Origin of the sequence: Hydrogenophaga sp. YM1, assembly GCF_016903055.1 — a bacterium.
Classification (GTDB): Bacteria; Pseudomonadota; Gammaproteobacteria; order Burkholderiales; family Burkholderiaceae_C; genus Hydrogenophaga; species Hydrogenophaga borbori.
On sequence record NZ_CP070223.1, the window covers coordinates 2,021,452 to 2,041,288 of the forward strand.

Here is a 19,837-nt window from a genome sequence, read left to right on the forward strand (position 1 = left end):
GCAAGCAGGCGCTCAGCCGGCGTTCTTCTTGACACTCTTTTTGCGGACTTTGGCTCGCTTGACCTGACCGCCGGGCGTGATGCGCTGGTTGCCCAGCACCTTCACGACCTTGACCTCGGGTTTCTGGCCGGGGCGCTTGCCGAACTTGAGCACCTTCACTTCGCGCGGACCGGGTTTGCGGTCTTCATCGGCGGGGCGGGCTTTTTCGGGCAGGGGGCGCCAGAGCACCAACAGCTTGCCGATGTGCTGGATCGGCGCGGCGTCGAGGGCCTCGGCCAGCTCGGCCAGCATGGCCTCGCGCGCGGCGCGGTCGTCGTTGAGCACGCGGATCTTGATGAGGCCGTGCGCCTTGAGCGCGGCATCGGCTTCCTTGCGCACGGCGGGGGTGAGGCCGTCGTTGCCGATGTGGACCACGGGGTCGAGGTGGTGGGCCTCGGCGCGGTGGACCTTGCGTTGGGCGGGCGTGAGGGTGATGGAGGGCATGGGAGAATTATCGTTTACCACCCCCAAGCACGCATGGGCATCAAGGTCCGCACCCAGAGCAAGAAGGTCAACAAGGCCTGGCTCAACGAGCACGTGAACGATCCTTACGTGCGCCTGGCCCAGAAAGAGGGCTACCGCGCCCGGGCCGCCTACAAGCTCAAGGAAATCGACGAAACCCTGGGCCTCGTGAAGCCCGGCATGGCCGTGGTCGACCTGGGCAGCGCCCCGGGCGCCTGGAGCCAGTACCTGCGCCGTCGCCTCAGTCCACAGGGGGCGGCGGCCGGAAGGCTCAACGGCACCATCGTCGCCCTCGACCTGCTGCCCATGGAACCGGTGGAGGACGTGCTCTTCATCCAGGGCGACTTCCGCGAGGCCGAGGTGCTGGCGCAGCTGGAGGCCGCGCTGGCCGAGCGCGGCCTGGCCCAGATCGATCTGGTGGTATCGGACATGGCGCCCAACCTCTCGGGCGTGGCCGACGCCGATGCCGCCCGCATCGAGCACCTGATCGAGCTGGCCGTGGATTTCGCCCGCGCCCACCTCAAGCGCGAGGGCGCGCTGGTGGTCAAGCTCTTCCATGGCGGGGCCTATGACCCCATGCTGGCCCTGTTCCGGCAGAACTTTCGGGTCGTCAAGGCGATCAAGCCCAAGGCCAGCCGCGACAAATCCGCCGAAACCTTCCTCGTTGGCCTGGGTCTGAAGGGCTGAATTGCCCGTTCGTCCGATGAATGGGCGGTGCGGGAGGGGCAAAGCCAAGACGCCCATTGACATTTCCACGTCACCGACGAACGGCAGGGGGACTTGAAAGTCCTAGAATGCCTTGCATATGCGTGCAAATGCGCGCGTGCGCACCCAGGAGCAGCAGTTGAACAACCAGTGGTTCTCGAAAATCGCCGTGTGGATGGTCATCGCCATGGTGCTCTTCACGGTCTTCAAGCAGTTCGACGGCCGTTCGACCGCAGGCGCGGGGTACATCGGGTACTCCGAGTTCCTTGACCAGGTCAAGGCCCGCCAGATCAAGAGCGCCACCATCCAGGAAGGCCAGGGCGGCACCGAAATCGTGGCCGTCACCCAGGACGACCGGCGCGTGCGCACCACCGCCACTTACCTCGACCGGGGCCTGGTCGGCGACCTCATCAATTACGACGTCAAGTTCGACGTGCGCCCGCGCGAAGAAGGCTCGCTGCTGATGACCCTGCTCGTGAGCTGGGGCCCCATGCTGCTGCTGATCGGCGTCTGGATTTACTTCATGCGGCAGATGCAGGGCGGTGGCAAGGGCGGTGCCTTCAGCTTCGGCAAGAGCAAGGCGCGCATGCTCGACGAGAACAACAACACCGTGACCTTCGCCGACGTCGCTGGCTGCGACGAGGCCAAGGAAGAGGTGAAGGAGGTCGTCGACTTCCTGAAGGATCCGCAGAAATTCCAGAAACTGGGCGGGCGCATCCCGCGCGGCCTGCTGCTCGTGGGCCCGCCGGGCACCGGCAAGACCTTGCTGGCCAAGTCCATCGCGGGCGAGGCCAAGGTGCCGTTCTTCAGCATCTCGGGCTCCGACTTCGTGGAGATGTTCGTTGGCGTGGGCGCGGCCCGCGTGCGCGACATGTTCGAGAACGCCAAGAAAAACGCCCCCTGCATCATCTTCATCGACGAGATCGACGCGGTCGGCCGCCAGCGCGGTGCCGGCCTGGGTGGTGGCAACGACGAGCGCGAGCAGACCCTCAACCAGATGCTGGTCGAGATGGACGGCTTCGAGACCAACCTGGGCGTGATCGTGGTGGCCGCCACCAACCGCCCCGACATCCTCGACGCCGCGCTGCTGCGCCCGGGCCGCTTCGACCGCCAGGTCTACGTGACGCTGCCCGACATCCGCGGCCGCGAGCAGATCCTCAATGTGCACATGCGCAAGATTCCGCTGGGCACCGACGTGAACGCCGCCATCATCGCGCGCGGCACGCCGGGCATGAGTGGCGCCGACCTGGCCAACCTCTGCAACGAGGCCGCGCTGATGGCCGCCCGCCGCAACGCGCGCACCGTGGAGATGCAGGACTTCGAGAAGGCCAAGGACAAGATCCTCATGGGCCCCGAGCGCAAGAGCATGGTCATGCCCGAGGAAGAGCGCCGCAACACGGCCTACCACGAGGCCGGCCACGCGCTCATCGGCAAGCTGCTGCCCAAGTGCGACCCGGTGCACAAGGTCACCATCATCCCGCGCGGGCGCGCGCTGGGCGTCACCATGAGCCTGCCCGAAAAGGACCGCTACAGCTACGACCGCGAGTACATGCTCAACCAGATCAGCATGCTGTTCGGCGGCCGCATCGCGGAAGAGGTGTTCATGAACCAGATGACCACCGGTGCCAGCAACGACTTCGAGCGCGCCACGCACATCGCGCGCGACATGGTGATGCGCTACGGCATGACCGACGCCCTGGGCCCCATGGTCTACGCCGAGAACGAGGGCGAGGTCTTCCTGGGCCGCTCGGTCACCAAGACGACCAACATCTCCGAGCAGACCATGCAGAAGGTCGACTCCGAGGTGCGCCGCATCATCGACGAGCAGTACGCCGAGGCGCGCCGCCTGATCGAGGAGCACGCCGACAAGATGCACGCCATGGCCAAGGCCCTGCTCGAATGGGAGACCATCGACGGCGAGCAACTCGACGACATCATGGCCGGCAAGCCGCCGCGTCCGCCCAAGGACTGGACGCCGCGCAACCCCGTGGGTGGCGGCGGCAGCGGCGGCGGCTCGTCCACCGTGACGCCCGACCCGGCGCCCAACGCGGCCTGATCGCCAACACACCCACACCACCCGAACGGGGCCCTCACCGGCCCCGTTTTCTTTTCCCGCCCACCTGCCCGCCATGCGCTGGATCACCACCCGCTTCGATATAGACCTCACCGAGCCCCGCGTGATGGGCATCGTCAACGTCACGCCCGACTCCTTCTCCGACGGTGGCCAGCATGCCAGCGCGCGCGCGGCGATCGTGCACGCCGAGCGGCTGGTGGCCGAGGGCGCGCAGCTGCTGGACATCGGCGGGGAGTCCACCCGCCCGGGCAGCCTGCCCGTGCCGCCGGACGAGGAGCTGGCGCGCGTGCTGCCCGTGCTGCGCGAGGCCTTGCGCCTCAACGTGCCCCTGTCCGTGGACACGAACAAGCCGGAGGTCATGCGCGCCGTGCTGGACCTCGGCGCCGACATCGTCAACGACATCTGGGCCCTGCGCCAAGGCGACGCGCTCGAGGTGGTGGCCACCCATCCGCGCGCGGGCGTGTGCCTGATGCACATGCACCGCGATCCCTTGACCATGCAGGTGGCGCCGCTGGAGGGCGACGTGCTGCCCGTGGTGCGCGGTTTCCTGCGCGAGCGCGCCCAGGCCTTGCGCGAGCGCGGCGTGGCGCGCGATCGCATCGTGCTCGATCCGGGCATCGGTTTCGGCAAGACGGTGGCGCAGAACTTCAGTCTGCTTGCGCGCCAGGCCGAGCTGCTGGACGAGGGGTATCCGCTGCTGGCGGGCTGGTCGCGCAAGTCCTCGCTGGGCGCGGTCACGGGCGTGCAGAGCCCCGCTGAGCGCGTGCACGCGAGCGTGGCCGCCGCGGTGCTGGCGGTCGAGCGGGGTGCGCGCGTGCTGCGCGTGCACGACGTGCGCGCCACGGTCGAGGCCCTCAAGGTGTGGCAGGCCGCACGCTGAAGGCGGCCGTTCGCCCCAGGGGATCGCGATAATCAAAAGGTCACACAAAACAAGCCATTCCCAGGAGAACAAGACATGGCCCGGCAGTACTTTGGCACCGACGGCATCCGCGGCACCGTCGGTCAAGCCCCGATCACCCCCGATTTCGTGCTGCGCCTGGCGCACGCGGTGGGGCGCGTGCTCAAGCGCACCGAAACCCACCCCACGGTGCTGATCGGCAAGGACACGCGCATTTCCGGCTACATGCTCGAGGCCGCGCTCGAGTCGGGCTTCAACTCGGCGGGCGTGGACGTGCTGCTGCTGGGGCCGGTGCCCACGCCGGCGGTGGCCTATCTCACGCGCGCGCAGCGCGCCAGCCTGGGCGTGGTCATTTCAGCCAGCCACAACCCCTTCGCCGACAACGGCATCAAGTTCTTCAGCGCGCAGGGCACCAAGCTGCCCGACCAGTGGGAGCTCGATGTCGAGGCCGCGCTCGATGAGCCCCCGGTCTGGGTGCCGGCGGCCGGACTGGGCAAGTCGCGCCGGCTCGACGACGCCGCGGGCCGCTACATCGAGTTCTGCAAGAGCACCTGCCCGCAGAACCTGAGCCTCAAGGGCCTGAAGATCGTGGTCGACGCGGCGCACGGCGCGGCGTACCACATCGCCCCCGCCGTGTTCCACGAGCTGGGTGCCGAGGTGGTCAAGATCGGCTGCTCTCCCGACGGCCTGAACATCAACGCCGGGGTGGGCGCCACCCACCCCGAGGCCCTGCTGGCGGCGGTGCGTGAGCACGGAGCGGACTACGGCATCGCGCTCGACGGCGACGCCGACCGCCTGCAGATGGCCGACCGCCACGGCCGGCTCTACAACGGCGACGAGCTGCTCTACCTGATGGTGACCGACCGCCTGGCGCGCGACGAAGACGTGCCCGGCGTGGTGGGCACGCTCATGACCAACATGGCGGTGGAGGTGGCGCTCAAGGCGCGCGGCGTGCGCTTCGTGCGCGCCAAGGTGGGCGACCGCTACGTGCTCGAAGAACTGGAGCGCCACGGCTGGACGCTGGGCGGAGAGGGCTCGGGCCACCTGCTGGTGCTCGACCGCCATTCCACGGGCGATGGCCTGGTCTCGGCCCTGCAGGTGCTCTATGCCTGCGTGGGCAGTGGCAAGACGCTGGCGCAGCTGCTGGCCGACGTGACCCTGTTTCCGCAGACGCTCATCAACGTGCGCCTGCAGCCCGGGCAGGACTGGAAGACCAACCGGCGCCTGGCCGACACCACGCAGGCGGTGGAGGGCGAGCTCGGCGAGGCTGGCCGCGTGCTGATCCGGGCCAGCGGCACCGAGCCGCTGCTGCGTGTGATGGTGGAGGCGCGCGATGCCACCGTGGCCAAGGCCAGCGCCGAACGCCTCGCCGAGGCGGCGAGGGCCGCCTGATGGCCGCCGCTTTCTCGGTGCGCCGCGCCGACTACGGCCGCCCCAGCGACGCGCGCGCCATCGTGGCCCTGCTCGACGCCTACGCCAGCGACCCGGCCGGTGGCGGCGAGCCCCTGAGCGACTTCGCGCGCTCGCGGCTGGTGCCCGAACTCGCGAGCCGGCCCCACGCCTTCAGCGTGCTGGCCTTCGATGGCGAGGCCGCCGTGGGCCTGGTCAACTGCATCGAGGGGTTTTCTACCTTCAAGTGCCTGCCGCTGGTGAACGTGCACGACGTGGCGGTGCTCGCCAGCCACCGCGGCCGCGGCATCGCCGAGGCCATGCTGGCCGAGGTGGAGCGCCTCGCGCGCGAGCGCGGCGCCTGCAAGCTCACGCTGGAGGTGCTGTCGGGTAACGCGCCCGCCATGCGGTTGTACCAGCGCGTGGGTTTCGCCGGCTACCAGCTCGATCCCTCGATGGGGACCGCGCAGTTCCTGCAGAAGTGGCTGGACTGAGGCGCGGGCGCGCTCAGCAACTCAGTAGAGCAGGAAGGGTCGGCGCGCCTCGGTCCACGCGGCCTCGTCAGCCCGCGCCGGCGCGTCCAGTGCCTCGGGCGGCGCGTCCACATCGTCCACCCACTCGCGCAGCAGGGGGCCGCCGTTGATGAGGTCGATGGCCAGGCGGTCGCGCTCGTACTCGTAGGGGAAGTCGCGCCACAGCGGGTAGTCGGGCCGCTGCAGGCGGATGGCACGAAAGGCCAGGGCCTGCAGGCGCCAGGGCTGGAAGGCCCTGTGGTCGTAGTGCGCGGGGTCTTCCACATGGATCTGCACGCCAGCGCACAGCTGGCTTGCGTGCTTGTGGAAGGTGGGCTCGAACCAGCATTCGCGCAGCACGCAGCCGCGCAGCCACTGCGGTGCGATCCGGCGCATGTCGGCCAGCAGGCGCGTGGTGTCGATGTCGGGGGCGCCGAACAGCTCCAGCGGGCGCGTGGTGCCCCGGCCTTCGCTGAGCGTGGTGCCTTCCAGCATGACCGTGCCCGCGTAGGCGCGCGCCATCGACAGGTTGGGCGCGTTCGGGCTGGGGTTGACCCAGCTGCGCTCGCCGATGGGCCAGCCGAAGCCCGGCGCCTCGTCCGGCCGCCAGCCGTCCATGGCGATCACGCGGTACTCCAGCGTCAGGCCCAGCGTGGCGATGAACCACTGGCCCAGCTCGCCCATGGTGAGGCCGTGCCGCATGGGCATGGGGCCGGCGCCCACGAAGCTCTCCCAGCCCTCGCGCAGCGTGAGGCCTTCCACCGGGCGGCCCGCCGGGTTGGGCCGGTCCAGTACCCACACGGCCTTGCCCCGGCGCGCGGCGGCTTCCAACACGTAGCGCAGTGTGGTGATGAAGGTATAGATGCGGCAGCCCAGGTCCTGCAGGTCGACGAGCAGCACGTCGAAGCTGTCCATCATGGCGTCGCTGGGGCGGCGCACCTCGCCGTACAGGCTGAACACCGGGATGCCCCAGCGGGGGTCGGTGTAGTCGGGCGACTCGACCATGTTGTCCTGCTTGTCGCCGCGCAGCCCGTGCTGCGGGCCGAAGGCCGCGCTGAGCTGGAGGTCGGGCAGGGCGGCCAGGGCGTCCAGGCTGTGGGTGAGGTCGCGCGTGACGGAGGCGGGATGGGCCAGCACGGCGACGCGCCGACCGGCCAGGGGCGCGCGCAGCGCGGGATCGTTCAGGAAACGTTCGATGCCGAATTGCATGGGCGGTGTGTTCAGTCGGCGGGCAGGCGCAGTGTCCAGCCCGCGGGGTCGTGGAAATCGGGCGTGGGTCGGGGGTGGTGCAAGGCCCAGTGCGAGACTTGGCCGTGCTGGTCTTCGATCACGGTGCTCAGGCCCAGCTGCCAGGGCCCGGGCGGCAGTTGCCGGCGATCGAGCACGGCGACGAGTTCGACGCCCTCGGCCGTGTCGCGCCGTTCGATCAGGGGCGCGTGCAGCGGTCCCCTCAGCGCATCGCGCACGCGCGTGCGGCTGAAGGCGTAGTCGGCCCACTGGCCCGAGGGGGAGAAGTTGAACTCGCGATAGGCGCCCTGGCCGGGCTGGCCGATGAAGGCCTCGAAGCAGGTGTGGCGCCACAGGCCGTCGGCCATGCCGCCACCCAGGGGTTCGGGCCAGCGCACCGCGGCGGTGTCGCCGCGCACGCGGTAGTGCAGCACCAGCTCGCGCGGCTCGGCGCTCACCAGCACCGAGACCGACAGCTCGATGCGCGGCGATTCGGGGTGGGGGCAGAGGTTCAGGGCGGCGGACACGGGCGCCATTGTGTCAGCCCGTGCCCCGCGCCGAGTCACGGAACGGTCATTGGCTTGCCATGGGCGCGCCACGCAAGCGCCGCAGCATGAAAGGCCATGGACAAGACCTTGATCTCCGCGGCGCTGGCGCCGCCCATGGCCCCGCCCGCGCCCCAGCGTGCCAGCGGTCTGCAGGTGCGCTGGGCGCGCCACCTCGACGACGTGCGCGCGGCGCAGCGCCTGCGCTTCGAGGTCTTCGCGGGCGAGATGGGTGCGCGGCTGTCCACGCCGCTGCCCGGCCACGACATCGACCTTTTCGACGATTTCTGCGAGCACCTGCTGGTGTGCGATTCCGCGACCGGGGCGGTGATCGGCACCTACCGCGTGCTCACGCCCGTGCAGGCGCGCCGCGTGGGCAGCACCTACAGCGACACCGAGTTCGACCTCACCCGCCTGCGCCAGGTGCGCGATCGCATGGTGGAGCTGGGGCGCAGCTGCGTGCACCCGGCGCATCGCCAGGGCGGCGTCATCCTGGCCCTGTGGGGCGCGCTGGGCGACTTCATGCAGCGCAATGCGCTGGACGTGATGATCGGCTGCGCCAGCATCCCCATGCAGCACGACGGCCGCTTGGCCGCCAGCCTCTGGCGCCAGGTGCGCGAGCGCCACCTGGCGCCCATCGACTGGCACGTCCGCCCGCGCCTGCCGCTGCCGGTCGACCGGCTGGACGGCTCGCTCGAGGTGGAGCCGCCCGCCCTCATCAAGGGCTATCTGCGGCTGGGCGCCAAGGTGCTGGGGCCGCCGGCCTGGGACCCCGACTTCAACACCGCCGACCTGCCCATGCTGATGCGCCTGGGGGATCTGCCCGCGCGCTACCGCAAGCACCTGCTGGGGAACGCCTGATGCGATCCGCTTTTGATGCACTGGGTGGCTGGGCGGCGCGCTCGCGCCTGCCGGCCGGGGGCGGCGGCGCCCTGCCCATCGACCTGGGGGCCGACGACACCGACGATGGCGACACCACCCCCGACGGCCCGGAGCGCGCCCGCTTCCGGGCCGTTTTCATCTCCGACCTGCACCTGGGCACGGCCGGTTGCCAGGCGCGCCAGCTGCTGGAATTCCTCAAGCAGCACCCGAGCGAAACCCTGTACCTGGTCGGCGACATCATCGACGGCTGGCAACTGCGCCGCAAATGGTTCTGGCCGCAGTCGCACAACGACGTGGTACAGAAGCTGCTGCGCCGCGCCCGCAAGGGCTGCCGCGTGGTCTTCGTGCCCGGCAACCACGACGAGTTCGCGCGCCAGTTCGACGGCCACCAGTTCGGTGGCATCGAGGTCAGCAACGAAGCCGTGCACCTCACGGCCGACGGCCGTCGCCTGTGGGTGGTGCACGGCGACCACTTCGACGGCGTGATCCAGTGCGCGAAGTGGCTGGCCTACCTGGGGGACAACGCCTACGAGCTGCTGCTGCGCCTGAACCGCCACCTGAATTCGCTGCGGGCGCGCCTGGGCCTGCCGTACTGGTCGCTCTCGCAGTACCTCAAGCACAAGGTCAAGAAGGCCCTGAACTACGTGATGGACTTCGAGCGCGCCGTGGCGGCCGAGGCCCGCTCGCGCGGTTACCACGGCGTGGTCTGCGGCCACATCCACCGGCCCGAGATGCGCAGCATCGATGGCACGCTGTACTGCAACGACGGCGATTGGGTGGAAAGCCTGTCGGCCCTGGTGGAGCACCTGGACGGCCGGCTGGAATTGGTGCACTGGGCGCCGGGCGCCTTGCCCGACGGCATCGCGCATGGTGAAAACGCGCGCGGCCAAACCATAATCGGCGCATGACCGGCTCCGCCTCCATTCCGCGCTTTTCCCTTCTCGATCGCGACCACAGCATCCTCGCGTTCAACGAACGCGTCATGGACTGGGCGCGCCGCCCCGATGTGCCCGAACTGGAGCGCCTGCGCTACCTCAGCATCGTCTCCAGCAACCTGGACGAATTCTTCGAGGTGCGCATGGCGCCTCAGCTGGCGGCGGCCAAGGCCCACGAGACGCGCGGCCTCTACACCGCCCAGACCTTCGATGCTCTGTCGGCCAAGGTGCACGAGCTGGTGGCCCAGCAGTACGCCATCTACAACGATGAGCTGCTGCCCGCGCTGGAGAAGAAGGGCATCAAGATCGTCGCCCACAGCGAGCGCAACGCGCGCCAGCGCCGCCATGTGCGCGAGATCTTCCACAACGAGGTGCAACCCCTGCTGATGCCCGTGGGCCTGGACCCGGCGCACCCGTTTCCGCAGGTGGCGAACAAGTCGCTCAACTTCATCGTGCGCCTCACAGGCAAGGACGCCTTCGGCCGCGAAAACGAGATCGCCATCGTCAAGGTGCCGCGCATCCTGCCGCGCTTCTTCCGCCTGCCGTCGGTGAAGGGCTCGCGGCAGATTCATTTCGTCTCCATCTCCAGCCTGATCCGCACGCACCTGGGCGACCTGTTCCCTGGCCGCCAGGTGACCGAGTTTTCGCAGTTCCGCGTCACGCGCCACTCCGACCTGGCGGTGGACGAGGAAGAGGTGAAGAACCTGCGCACCGCGCTGCGCAAGGGCCTGCAGCAGCGCCACTACGGTCAGGCGCTGCGGCTGGAGGTCTCGGCCGGTGCCTCCACCTTCCTGTCCGACTTCCTGTTGGAGCAGTTCGGCCTGCCCGAGGCCTGCCTGTACCGCGTGCCCGGCCCGGTGAACCTGGTGCGCCTGAACCAGCTCATCGACAAGGTCGACGCGCCCGAGCTGCGCTTCGAGCCCTACCTGCCCGGCTGGCCGCTGCAGCTCACGCCGGGCCAGTCCTTCTTCGAGCGGCTGCGCCAGGGCGACGTGCTCATCCACCAGCCGTACGAGAGCTTCGACGCGGTGCTGTCCTTTCTGCGCGAGGCGGTGGAAGACCCCGACGTGCTGGCGATCAAGCAGACCATCTACCGCACGGGCGCCAAGAGCGAGCTCATGGATCTGCTGCGCGAGGCAGTGCGCCGCGGCAAGGAAGTGACGGCTGTGGTGGAGCTCAAGGCCCGCTTCGACGAGGAAGCCAACATCAACTACGCCGAGCGCCTGGAGTCCGTGGGCGCGCAGGTGGTGTACGGGGTGGTCGGCCTCAAGACGCACGCCAAGATGCTGCTGATCACGCGCCGCGAGGCCGAAGGGCTGCGTCGCTACGCGCACCTGTCCACCGGCAACTACAACCCCGGCACCGCGCGCGTCTACACCGACCTGAGCACCCTCACGGCCGACGAGGCGCTCACCGCCGACGTGGACCAGGTTTTCCTGCATCTGGCCAGCCAGAACCGCCTTGCTCGGCTCAACAAGGCGCTGATCGCGCCCTTCCTGCTGCACAAGGCCATGCTCGACAAGGTGGCCGCCGCCGGCGAGGCCGCGTCACGCGGGCAGGACGCGCGCATCACGCTGAAGATGAACGCGCTCACCGACGAACCGCTGGCGCGCGCGCTGGCCGCGGCCTCACAGCAGGGTGTGAAGATCGACCTCATCGTGCGCGGCGCCTGCGTACTGCCGGCCGGCGTGCCTGGCTTCACCGACAACGTGCGCGTGCGCTCGGTCATCGGCCGGCTGCTGGAGCATTCGCGCGTGTACCACTTCCGCGTGGGCGGCGAGGAAGAGGTCTGGCTGGCCAGCGCCGACTGGATGAACCGCAACATGCTGCGCCGCGTGGAGCTGGCCTGGCCGGTGACCGATCCGGCCCTGCGCCAGCGCATCGTGGACGAATGCCTCAACGCCTATCTGCACGACACGCGCGATGCCTGGCTGCTGCAGCCAGACGGTCGCTATGTGCCGGCCGGGCAGGGCGCCTCGGGGCGCCAGCGCCACCACTTGCAGTCGGCCCAGGCCAGCCTGATGGCCCGGCATGGCGGGAAAGGCTGAAGGCATGGCCATGACGGTGCGCGGCATGGACCTGATCCTGTGGCGCCACGCCGAAGCGCAGGACCACCCCGACCCGGCCGAGGGCCTGCCGGGCGACCGCCACGACCTGGCGCGCCGGCTCACGCCGCGCGGCGAGAAGCAGGCCGCGCGGATGGCGGCCTGGCTGGACCGCCAACTGCCCGAGGGCGCGCGGGTCTGGAGCAGCCCGGCCGCTCGTTGCGAGCAGACGGTGATGGCGCTGGGCCGGCGCTACAAGCTGAGCGAGGCGATCGCGCCCGAGGCCAGCGCCGAGGCCCTACTGGACCTGGTGCAATGGCCGGCGGGCAAAAGCCCCGTGCTGGTGGTGGGCCACCAGCCCACGCTGGGCCAGGTGGTCGCGCGCCTGCTCGGCTTTACCGAGGACGATTGCTCAGTGAAAAAAGGCGCGCTGTGGTGGCTGCGCCACCGCGAGCGCGCCGGCGTGGGCGAGACCGTGGTCGTGACGGTGCAGACGCCCGAGATGCTGTGACGCCGGCTCAGGCGGCCTTGGCGGGCGCCTTGCGGGGAGCGGCCTTCCTGGCGGGGGTCGGCTTCGCCGCGGCTTTGGCCGTGGGTTTCGCGGCGGTCTTTGCTGGCGCCTTCGGGGCGGCCTTGGCAGCGGGTTTTGTGGCGGCTTGGTGGGCCTTCTTGGCCACTGGCTTCTTCGCCGCGACCTTTCGCTTCGACGGGGCCGGCGGGACGGAGGGTGCCTTGGCGGCCGGCCGGCCGGTCTTGAGTGTGGGCACGGCGGCCACGGCGGTCTTGTAGGCGGCGTCGCTCAGGCCTTGCAGCACCATCAGTCCGGCGCGCAGCAACTCGCTCTTCTTGACGCTGATGCCCAGCGCGATGGCGCGGGTCTTGAGCGTTTCGATCGCGGCGAACTCGTTCTTCGGGATGGTGAAGCTGTCGCGAACGAGCTTGGGCTTCTTGCTGGTGGACTTGTCGGTGGCTGAGGCCATGAACGCTCCTCGTTGAATAAGGGGCGTTCAGTATAAACCGTATAAACGGTTTATATGAAAGATCGGAGGCGGCTCAGCGGACGTCCGCCGTGAACTTCCAGGCCGACACCTTCTGCCAGGCCTGTACCTCTTCACCCAGCAGCCAGGCAGACTGCGGGAAGCGCCGGGCCCAGCCCGATGGCGTGGACAGCTTGAAAGCGCCCGACTTGTAGCTCAGGCGCATCGCCTGGTATTCGGGCATCTGGCGCGCGTGGCACAGCAGCACCGCCAGTCGCAGGCAGATGAGCTGTTTGGCGAACAGCTCGTCCTGCAGCGACTGCTCCAGCTTGCGCAGCTTGCCGCGCTGGCCCAGCACCAGTTCGCTCATGCGGTGCAACTCGCGCAGCGAGAAACCCGGTGCGTCCAGGTTGTCCAGGATGTAGGCCCCGTGGTGGTGGTTGCGCTCGTGCGAGATGTGCGAGCCGATCTCGTGCAGCTGCGCGGCCCAGGCCAGCTTCTGCGAGTAGCGGCTGTCCTGCTCGTCCGGCGCGGCGATCTGCGAGAACAGGGCATTGGCCACCTCGCCCACGCGGCGTGCCTGCGCCTCGTCGGCCGAGAAGCGCTGCGCCAGCCAGCGCACGGTGCGCTCGCGCACATCACCGCCATCGCTCTCGCGATCGATCAGGTCGTACAGCGCGCCGTGGCGCAGCGCGCCCTGCGCGGGCAGCATCTGGTCCAGGCCATAGAGGTCGAAGATCGCGCGCAACACCGCCAGGCCGCCCGCCAGCACGGGACGGCGATCGTCCTTCAGCCCGTCGAGGCGCAGGTTGTCCACGTGGCCGGCGCGCAGCAGCCGCTCGGTCAGCCAGTCCAGGCCGGAGCGGGTGATCAGTCCCATGGCCCAGCCGTTGGCACCCAGCATGTCGGCGATGGAGCCCACCGTGCCGGAGGAGCCGTAGGCGACGTGCCACTGCGCGGGCGGGAACTTGTCCAGCGCCTCGTCCAGCACGGCCTTGGCGGCCACCTCGGCGGTCTTGAGCGTGGACGCGGTGAACTGGCCGCGCGGGAAGTAGCGCGAGGACCAGGCCACGCTGCCCAGCCGATAGGACTCCAGCACCTCGGCGGTGTAGCCCTGGCCCATGATCATTTCGGTGGAGCGCCCGCCGATGTCCACCACCAGGCGGCGCTCGTCGGAATGCGGCAGCAGCCGCGAGACGCCCTGGTAGATCAGCCGCGCCTCCTCGTGGCCCGAAACCACCTCGATCGGAAAGCCCAGCACCTGCTGCGCCCGGTTGAGGAATTCGTCCCGGTTGCGGGCCTCGCGCAAGGTCTGCGTGGCCACGGCGCGCACCTGCTGCTTCTTGAAGCCCTGCAAGCGCTCGCCGAAGCGCGCCAGGCATTCCCAGCCGCGCACCATGGCGGCCGAACCCAGGTTTTTCTCCTCGTCCAGCCCGTTGCCCTGGCGCACCGTTTCCTTCAGGTACTCCACCCGCTCGATGTGGCCGGCGTGGTAGCGGCCGATCTCCAGGCGAAAGCTGTTCGAGCCGAGGTCAACGGCGGCGAGGAGGGTTCCGTTTTGCATGGAGAAATGGGGGGCGTGCGGGTGAACCCCGCAGGGAGGCGAGGCGCCGATTGTGACGCATGCCCCGGGCGTGGGCGGTGGCGGGGGTGGCGTGGGCGGTTCTTTTTATGACGGGCTTTTGATGTCACGCAGCTGTCACACAGCCTCCATAAAGTCCGTTTGTCCGCCTTTTCCGCAACCCCTGAGGACCCCTCGCATGAACAGCAAACGCACCCTCCTGAAAGCCCTGGCCGCTGCCGCGATGGCCACCGTCGCGCTCGGCACCGCGCACGCCGCCGACATCACCGGCGCCGGCGCCACGTTCCCGTTCCCGATCTATGCCAAGTGGGCGGAGATGTACAAGGCTCAGACGGGTACCGGCCTGAACTACCAGTCGATCGGCTCGTCGGGCGGTCTGCGCCAGATCCGCGCCAAGACGGTGGCCTTCGGTGCCTCCGACGCCCCGGTGAGCGGCGCCGACCTCGACAAGGACGCCATGGTGCAGTTCCCCGCCATCATCGGCGGCACCGTGCCGGTGTTCAACCTCGAAGGTTTCGCCCCCGGCTCGGTGCGCATCACCGGCCCGGTGCTGGCCGAGATGTTCCTGGGCAAGATCACCGCCTGGAACGATGCCAAGATCGCTGCGCTGAACCCCGGCAAGACCCTGCCCAACACCGCCATCACCGTGGTGCACCGCGCCGACGGTTCGGGCACGACCTTCAACTTCACCGACTACCTGAGCGCCGTCAGCAAGGACTGGGCCGACGCCGTGGGCAAGGGCGCCGCCGTGAAGTGGCCGGCCGCCACCTCGGTGGGTGGCAAGGGCAACGAAGGCGTGGCCGCCAACGTCAGCCGCACCCGCGGCGCGATCGGCTACGTCGAGTACGCCTACGCCAAGAAGAACAACATCCCCCACATGACCCTGCAGAACGCCGACGGCCAATACGTGCAGCCCGACGACAAGAGCTTCGCGGCCGCCGCCGCTGGCGTGGACTGGTTCAGCGTGCCGGGCATGGGCGTGTCCATGGTGAACGCCAAGGGCAAGGACAGCTGGCCCATCAGCACCGCCTCGTTCATCCTCATGTACAAGCAACCGGCCGACAAGGCGCAATCGGCCGAGGTGCTCAAGTTCTTCGACTGGGCGTTCAAGAACGGCAAGCAGGCCGCCATCGACCTGGACTACGTGCCGATGCCCGACGCGGTGACCGGCCAGATCCGCGACAAGGTCTGGTCGCAGATCGCCCGCTGATCGGCTGGGCCCAGGCCCCGACGAACCCCCCGGTGGGCAGAGGCCGGCCGGTGGGTTTTTTCGGTCCGATGTCTGTCATACAGTCCGTCATAAACGGCCCGAAGGGGGTCCGATGAACACCACCACCCGCAGCGCAGACCCCAGCATGGCTTCCTCCCGTTCCCCATCCGGTACGCGTGACCAGCGCAGCGACGACGCCATGGTGGCCGTCGCCCGCCGCCAGCAATGGCAAGACCTGGTCTTTCACCGCCTGACCCAGGCTTTCTCGCTGCTGGTGCTCGTGGCGCTGGTGGGCATCATTGTTTCCCTCTTCCTCAACGCCTGGCCCACCTTCAAGACCTTTGGCTTGAAGTTTCTGTGGACCGTGGAGTGGGACATCGTCAATGAGCAGTACGGCGCCGCCATCGCGATCGTCGGCACCCTACTCAGCGCGGGCATCGCCATGCTGTTCGGCGTGCCGCTGGCCTTCGGCATTGCGCTCTTCCTCACCGAAACCTGTCCCGTGTGGCTGCGCCGGCCGCTGGGCACCGCCATCGAACTGCTGGCGGCCGTGCCGTCCATCATCTACGGCATGTTCGGCCTGTTCGTGTTTGCGCCGGTGTTCGCCGACTACTTTCAGGTGCCGGTGCGCGAGCTGATGATGGGCATGCCCCTGATCGGCTGGCTGTTCGGCGGCGCGCCCAACGGCTTGGGCATCCTGGCGGCGGGCGTCATCCTGGCGTTCATGGTGCTGCCGTTCATCGCGGCGGTGATGCGCGACGTCTTCGAGATCACGCCGCCCATCCTGCGCGAATCGGCCTACGGCCTGGGCTGCACCACCTGGGAGGTGGTCGCCAAGGTGGTGCTGCCGTACACGCAGAAGGGCGTCATCGGCGGCATCATGCTCGGCCTGGGGCGCGCCCTGGGCGAGACCATGGCCGTCACCTTCGTGATCGGCAACGCCAACCGCATGCCCACCTCGCTGTTCTCGCCCGGCACCTCCATCGCCTCGGTGCTGGCCAATGAGTTCGGCGAGGCCGAGGGCCTGCACTTCAACACCCTGTTCGCCTTGGGCTTCCTGCTGTTCTGCATCACCTTCGTGGTGCTGGCACTGGCCAAGTGGATGATCCTGCGCACCGAGAAGGCCAAGGGCGCCTGAGCCCCGAGCGAGACACACCATGCAGATGAACCAATCGCTCTACAAGCGCCGCCAGCGCACCAACCTCATTGGCCTGAGCCTGTCCATGGGCGCCATGGGCCTGGGGCTGTTCGTGCTGCTGTGGATCCTGTGGGTCCTGTTCTCCAACGGTCTGGCGGGCCTGGACCTCAACGTTTTCACCGCCGACACGCCGGCCCCGGGGTCGGAGGGGGGCGGCCTGCGCAACGCCTTGCTGGGCAGCCTGATGATCGTTGGCCTGTCGGTGCTGGTGTCCACGCCGGTGGGCATCCTGGCGGGCATCTACCTCACCGAGTACGGCGACAACAGCAAGGTGGCCGAGTTCACGCGCTTCGTCACCGACATCATGCTGTCGGCCCCCTCCATCGTGCTGGGCCTGTTCGTGTACTCCATCGCGGTCGCCACGGCGGGCCATTTCTCGGGCTACGCGGGCAGCCTGGCGCTGTCGCTGATCGCCGTGCCGGTCGTCGTTCGCACCACTGAGAACATGCTGCGCCTGGTGCCCGGCAGTCTGCGCGAGGCGGCCTTCGCGCTCGGCGCGCCGCGCTGGAAGGTCTCGCTCATGGTCACGCTGCGCGCGGCCAAGAGCGGCGTCATCACCGGCTTGCTGCTGGCGGTGGCCCGCATCAGTGGTGAAACCGCGCCGCTGCTGTTCACCGCGCTGAGCAACCAGTTCTTCAGCACCGACATGAGCCGCCCCATGGCGAACCTGCCGGTGGTGATCTTCCAGTTCGCCATGAGCCCCTACGACAACTGGGTCCGCCTGGCCTGGGCTGGCGCGCTGATCATCACGCTCACCGTGCTGGCGCTCAACATCCTGGCGCGCGTGTTCTTCCGCGACAAGGTGAAAGCCTGACGCCCACGCGAGCCGACCGCACAACAAGGAACACGACCATGTCCGAATCCACCATCGCCATCCGCCCCGAGAACCTGGTCGCCAGCCGTGCGCCCGCTGCCCCGGGCGAAGCGCGCAACGCCCTCGAGGTGCGCAACCTGAACTTCTTCTACGGCAAGTTCCAGGGCCTCAAGAACGTCACGCTGGACATCCAGGAAAAGCGCGTCACGGCCTTCATCGGCCCCTCGGGCTGCGGCAAGTCCACGCTGCTGCGCACGCTCAACCGCATGTACAGCCTGTACCCCGGTCAGCGCGCCGAGGGCGAGATCCGCCTGTATGGACAGAACATCCTCGACCCCAAGCAGGACCTGAACCTGCTGCGCGCGCGCATCGGCATGGTGTTCCAGAAGCCCACGCCATTCCCGATGTCGATCTACGACAACATTGCCTTCGGCGTGCGCCTGTATGAAAACCTGTCGCGCAGCGACATGGACGACCGCGTGGAATGGGCCTTGACCAAAGCCGCGCTGTGGAAGGAAGTGAAGGACAAGCTCAGCCAGAGCGGCCTGTCGCTGTCCGGCGGCCAGCAGCAGCGCCTGTGCATAGCGCGCAGCGTGGCGGTCAAGCCTTCGGTGCTGCTGCTCGACGAACCCACGTCCGCGCTGGACCCGATCTCCACTGGCAAGGTCGAGGAACTGGTGCACGAGCTCAAGTCCGACTACACCATCGCCATCGTCACGCACAACATGCAGCAGGCCGCGCGCTGCAGCGACTACACCGCTTACATGTACCTGGGCGAATTGATCGAGTTCGGCGCCACCGAGCAGATCTTCTTCAAGCCGACCAAGACGGCGACCGAGGACTACATCACCGGCCGCTTCGGCTGATCCGGCCCTGCAGACGCCAACCCCACGGGAGACACGCGAATGAGCGACAAACACCTGTCCAGCCAGTTCGACGCCGAGCTGAACTCCATCTCCACCCACGTGCTCGAGATGGGCGGCCTGGTCGAATCCCAGCTTCACCAGGCGGTCTACGCCCTGGGCAACATGAGCCTGGAGTCCGCCCTCCAGGTGGAAGAGAACGAGAACCGCATCAACCAGATGGAGCTGTCGATCGACCACGAGATCATCTCGACGATCGGACGCCGCCAACCCACGGCGCGTGACCTGCGCTTCCTGATGGCGATCTCGCGCACCACGCAGAACCTGGAGCGCGCGGGCGATGAAGTGGCGCGCATGGCACGCATGGTCAAATCCATCATCGGCAACGGCACGCCGCGCAACCTGCCCATCTCCGAGCTGCGCCTGGCGGCCGACCTGGCCGCCGCGCTGCTGCGCAAGTCGCTGGACTCTTTCGCGCGCCTGGACACGCAGATGGCGGTGTCCATCATCAAGGCCGACGACCAGATCGACGAGGAGTACAACGGCTTCCTGCGCAAACTCATCACCTACATGATGGAAGATCCGCGCACCATCTCGCCGAGCCTGGACCTGCTGTTCCTGGCCAAGTCCATCGAGCGCATCGGCGACCACGCGAAGAACATCGCCGAGCAAATCATTTTCATCGTCAAGGGCGAAGACGTCCGTCACACGCCCGTCGACAAAGTGGAGTCCGTTGCCGGATGAGAAAGCTGCCCCGGATCCTGGTCGTCGAGGACGAACCCTCGATCGCCGAACTGATCGCCGTCAACCTGCGCCACAACGGCTTCGCGCCCACCATCGTGTTCGATGGCGCGGCCGCGCAGCGCGAGGTGGACGCGGTGTTGCCCGACGTGATCCTGCTCGATTGGATGCTGCCCGGCGAAAGCGGGGCGGTGCTGGCGCGCCAGTGGCGCAAGAACGAACGCACCAAGACCGTGCCCATCCTCATGCTCACCGCGCGCAGCGACGAGAGCGACAAGGTGCAGGGCCTGGACGCCGGTGCCGATGACTACATCACCAAACCGTTCTCCACGCAGGAGCTGCTCGCGCGCATCCGCGCGGTGCTGCGCCGCCGCGCGCCCGAGATCGTCAACGACTCGGTGCAGGTGGGCGAGCTCACGCTCGACGCGGCCACCTACCGTGTGAGCTTTCGCGGGCGCGAACTCAAGGTGGGGCCCACCGAGTTCAAGCTGCTGCACTACCTCATGAAGCACGCGGAGCGCGTGCACACCCGTGGTACGCTGCTCGACAAGGTCTGGGGAGACCATGTCTTCATCGAGGAGCGCACCGTGGACGTTCACGTCAAGCGATTGAGGGAGTCCCTGGGTGAGGCCTCGACCATGATCGAGACGGTGCGCGGCGCGGGCTACCGCCTCACCGCCATGGGCAGCCCCGCACGCCAGACACCCGGCACGCCGCTCTCGGCGACATGAGCCCGGCT

At 68.5% G+C, this 19,837-nt stretch carries 20 protein-coding genes; 15 read left to right on the forward strand and 5 right to left on the reverse strand.

Features of this window, described 5'->3' with window-relative positions:
- Positions 1–12: 12 nt before the first annotated feature.
- Entirely contained in the window at positions 13–483 is a 471-nt protein-coding gene (locus JNX00_RS09395) for a YhbY family RNA-binding protein (RefSeq protein ID WP_070398000.1), read from the reverse strand.
- 39 nt (positions 484–522) lie between these two features.
- Here JNX00_RS09395 and JNX00_RS09400 point away from each other — a divergent pair, with 39 nt between their 5' ends.
- The 5 genes from JNX00_RS09400 to JNX00_RS09420 all read left to right on the forward strand — a co-directional run bounded on the left by JNX00_RS09400 (position 523) and on the right by JNX00_RS09420 (position 6,061).
- Positions 523–1,188: an RlmE family RNA methyltransferase gene (locus JNX00_RS09400; protein WP_070398248.1), complete on the forward strand. Its 666-nt coding sequence runs from the start codon at positions 523–525 to the stop codon at positions 1,186–1,188.
- 157 nt (positions 1,189–1,345) lie between these two features.
- Complete coding sequence (gene ftsH, locus JNX00_RS09405; protein ID WP_070398246.1) at positions 1,346–3,262, forward strand: ATP-dependent zinc metalloprotease FtsH; 1,917 nt, start codon at positions 1,346–1,348, stop codon at positions 3,260–3,262.
- A gap of 73 nt (positions 3,263–3,335) precedes the next feature.
- Positions 3,336–4,160, forward strand: coding sequence for a dihydropteroate synthase (folP, locus tag JNX00_RS09410; protein WP_070398247.1), 825 nt, complete (start codon positions 3,336–3,338; stop codon positions 4,158–4,160).
- 75 nt (positions 4,161–4,235) lie between these two features.
- Positions 4,236–5,570: a phosphoglucosamine mutase gene (gene glmM / locus JNX00_RS09415; RefSeq protein ID WP_070397999.1), complete on the forward strand. Its 1,335-nt coding sequence runs from the start codon at positions 4,236–4,238 to the stop codon at positions 5,568–5,570.
- Entirely contained in the window at positions 5,570–6,061 is a 492-nt protein-coding gene (locus JNX00_RS09420) for a GNAT family N-acetyltransferase (RefSeq protein ID WP_070397998.1), read from the forward strand. Before glmM ends, JNX00_RS09420 begins: the two co-directional genes overlap by 1 nt.
- Positions 6,062–6,082: 21 nt before the next feature.
- Here JNX00_RS09420 and JNX00_RS09425 read toward each other — a convergent pair whose 3' ends face one another.
- Positions 6,083–7,288, reverse strand: a complete 1,206-nt coding sequence (locus tag JNX00_RS09425) for a DUF1343 domain-containing protein (RefSeq protein ID WP_204744793.1) — start codon at positions 7,286–7,288, stop codon at positions 6,083–6,085.
- A gap of 11 nt (positions 7,289–7,299) precedes the next feature.
- The gene (locus JNX00_RS09430; RefSeq protein WP_204744794.1) at positions 7,300–7,833 is read right to left on the reverse strand and encodes a DOMON-like domain-containing protein; all 534 of its coding nucleotides are present in this window, start codon (positions 7,831–7,833) and stop codon (positions 7,300–7,302) included.
- 135 nt (positions 7,834–7,968) lie between these two features.
- On the opposite strand from JNX00_RS09430, the gene JNX00_RS09435 reads away from it, so the two are divergent.
- Genes JNX00_RS09435 through JNX00_RS09450 form a run of 4 tightly spaced genes read left to right on the forward strand, consistent with a single transcriptional unit; the run spans position 7,969 to position 12,224 of the window.
- Complete coding sequence (locus tag JNX00_RS09435; RefSeq protein ID WP_239478329.1) at positions 7,969–8,712, forward strand: GNAT family N-acyltransferase; 744 nt, start codon at positions 7,969–7,971, stop codon at positions 8,710–8,712.
- Positions 8,712–9,641: a UDP-2,3-diacylglucosamine diphosphatase gene (locus JNX00_RS09440; RefSeq protein WP_070397995.1), complete on the forward strand. Its 930-nt coding sequence runs from the start codon at positions 8,712–8,714 to the stop codon at positions 9,639–9,641. The genes JNX00_RS09435 and JNX00_RS09440 overlap by 1 nt, the downstream gene beginning before the upstream one ends.
- On the forward strand, positions 9,638–11,716 hold the full coding sequence (gene ppk1, locus JNX00_RS09445) for a polyphosphate kinase 1 (RefSeq protein ID WP_070397994.1): 2,079 nt from the start codon (positions 9,638–9,640) through the stop codon (positions 11,714–11,716). Before JNX00_RS09440 ends, ppk1 begins: the two co-directional genes overlap by 4 nt.
- 25 nt (positions 11,717–11,741) lie before the next feature.
- The gene (locus JNX00_RS09450; protein WP_070398244.1) at positions 11,742–12,224 is read left to right on the forward strand and encodes a histidine phosphatase family protein; all 483 of its coding nucleotides are present in this window, start codon (positions 11,742–11,744) and stop codon (positions 12,222–12,224) included.
- 7 nt (positions 12,225–12,231) lie between these two features.
- On the opposite strand, the gene JNX00_RS09455 is transcribed toward JNX00_RS09450, so the two are convergent.
- Both JNX00_RS09455 and JNX00_RS09460 read right to left on the reverse strand, forming a co-directional pair.
- The gene (locus JNX00_RS09455) at positions 12,232–12,693 is read right to left on the reverse strand and encodes a hypothetical protein (protein ID WP_204744796.1); all 462 of its coding nucleotides are present in this window, start codon (positions 12,691–12,693) and stop codon (positions 12,232–12,234) included.
- Between the two features lie 73 nt (positions 12,694–12,766).
- Positions 12,767–14,254 carry a Ppx/GppA phosphatase family protein gene (locus JNX00_RS09460; RefSeq protein ID WP_070397992.1) on the reverse strand — a complete coding sequence of 496 codons (1,488 nt, stop codon included), beginning with the start codon at positions 14,252–14,254 and terminating at the stop codon, positions 12,767–12,769.
- A 196-nt stretch (positions 14,255–14,450) separates the two neighbouring features.
- Here JNX00_RS09460 and pstS point away from each other — a divergent pair, with 196 nt between their 5' ends.
- The 6 genes from pstS to phoB all read left to right on the forward strand — a co-directional run bounded on the left by pstS (position 14,451) and on the right by phoB (position 19,829).
- Positions 14,451–15,482 (forward strand): phosphate ABC transporter substrate-binding protein PstS, encoded by a 1,032-nt coding sequence (gene pstS / locus JNX00_RS09465; RefSeq protein ID WP_070397991.1) that lies wholly within the window; start codon positions 14,451–14,453, stop codon positions 15,480–15,482.
- A 145-nt stretch (positions 15,483–15,627) separates the two neighbouring features.
- Positions 15,628–16,620 carry a phosphate ABC transporter permease subunit PstC gene (gene pstC / locus JNX00_RS09470; protein WP_175442804.1) on the forward strand — a complete coding sequence of 331 codons (993 nt, stop codon included), beginning with the start codon at positions 15,628–15,630 and terminating at the stop codon, positions 16,618–16,620.
- A 19-nt stretch (positions 16,621–16,639) separates the two neighbouring features.
- Entirely contained in the window at positions 16,640–17,494 is an 855-nt protein-coding gene (pstA, locus tag JNX00_RS09475) for a phosphate ABC transporter permease PstA (RefSeq protein WP_070397989.1), read from the forward strand.
- 38 nt (positions 17,495–17,532) lie between these two features.
- On the forward strand, positions 17,533–18,360 hold the full coding sequence (gene pstB / locus JNX00_RS09480) for a phosphate ABC transporter ATP-binding protein PstB (RefSeq protein WP_239478293.1): 828 nt from the start codon (positions 17,533–17,535) through the stop codon (positions 18,358–18,360).
- A 39-nt stretch (positions 18,361–18,399) separates the two neighbouring features.
- Positions 18,400–19,101, forward strand: coding sequence for a phosphate signaling complex protein PhoU (gene phoU / locus JNX00_RS09485; protein ID WP_070397988.1), 702 nt, complete (start codon positions 18,400–18,402; stop codon positions 19,099–19,101).
- On the forward strand, positions 19,098–19,829 hold the full coding sequence (gene phoB / locus JNX00_RS09490; RefSeq protein WP_204744797.1) for a phosphate regulon transcriptional regulator PhoB: 732 nt from the start codon (positions 19,098–19,100) through the stop codon (positions 19,827–19,829). The genes phoU and phoB overlap by 4 nt, the downstream gene beginning before the upstream one ends.
- Positions 19,830–19,837: the final 8 nt, after the last annotated feature.

Excerpts from the sequence above, each read along its gene's own strand:
- folP (WP_070398247.1), top strand. The coding sequence starts at position 3,336 with ATGCGCTGGATCACCACCCGCTTCGATATAGACCTCACCGAGCCCCGC.
- JNX00_RS09440 (WP_070397995.1), top strand. The coding sequence starts at position 8,712 with ATGCGATCCGCTTTTGATGCACTGGGTGGCTGGGCGGCGCGCTCGCGC.
- glmM (WP_070397999.1), top strand. The coding sequence starts at position 4,236 with ATGGCCCGGCAGTACTTTGGCACCGACGGCATCCGCGGCACCGTCGGT.
- JNX00_RS09450 (WP_070398244.1), top strand. The coding sequence starts at position 11,742 with ATGGACCTGATCCTGTGGCGCCACGCCGAAGCGCAGGACCACCCCGAC.
- pstA (WP_070397989.1), top strand. The coding sequence starts at position 16,640 with ATGCAGATGAACCAATCGCTCTACAAGCGCCGCCAGCGCACCAACCTC.
- phoB (WP_204744797.1), top strand. The coding sequence starts at position 19,098 with ATGAGAAAGCTGCCCCGGATCCTGGTCGTCGAGGACGAACCCTCGATC.
- JNX00_RS09420 (WP_070397998.1), top strand. The coding sequence starts at position 5,570 with ATGGCCGCCGCTTTCTCGGTGCGCCGCGCCGACTACGGCCGCCCCAGC.
- ppk1 (WP_070397994.1), top strand. The coding sequence starts at position 9,638 with ATGACCGGCTCCGCCTCCATTCCGCGCTTTTCCCTTCTCGATCGCGAC.
- pstS (WP_070397991.1), top strand. The coding sequence starts at position 14,451 with ATGAACAGCAAACGCACCCTCCTGAAAGCCCTGGCCGCTGCCGCGATG.
- JNX00_RS09455 (WP_204744796.1), bottom strand. The coding sequence starts at position 12,693 with ATGGCCTCAGCCACCGACAAGTCCACCAGCAAGAAGCCCAAGCTCGTT.
- pstB (WP_239478293.1), top strand. The coding sequence starts at position 17,533 with ATGTCCGAATCCACCATCGCCATCCGCCCCGAGAACCTGGTCGCCAGC.
- JNX00_RS09460 (WP_070397992.1), bottom strand. The coding sequence starts at position 14,254 with ATGCAAAACGGAACCCTCCTCGCCGCCGTTGACCTCGGCTCGAACAGC.
- JNX00_RS09425 (WP_204744793.1), bottom strand. The coding sequence starts at position 7,288 with ATGCAATTCGGCATCGAACGTTTCCTGAACGATCCCGCGCTGCGCGCG.
- phoU (WP_070397988.1), top strand. The coding sequence starts at position 18,400 with ATGAGCGACAAACACCTGTCCAGCCAGTTCGACGCCGAGCTGAACTCC.
- JNX00_RS09435 (WP_239478329.1), top strand. The coding sequence starts at position 7,969 with ATGGCCCCGCCCGCGCCCCAGCGTGCCAGCGGTCTGCAGGTGCGCTGG.
- JNX00_RS09395 (WP_070398000.1), bottom strand. The coding sequence starts at position 483 with ATGCCCTCCATCACCCTCACGCCCGCCCAACGCAAGGTCCACCGCGCC.
- pstC (WP_175442804.1), top strand. The coding sequence starts at position 15,628 with ATGGCTTCCTCCCGTTCCCCATCCGGTACGCGTGACCAGCGCAGCGAC.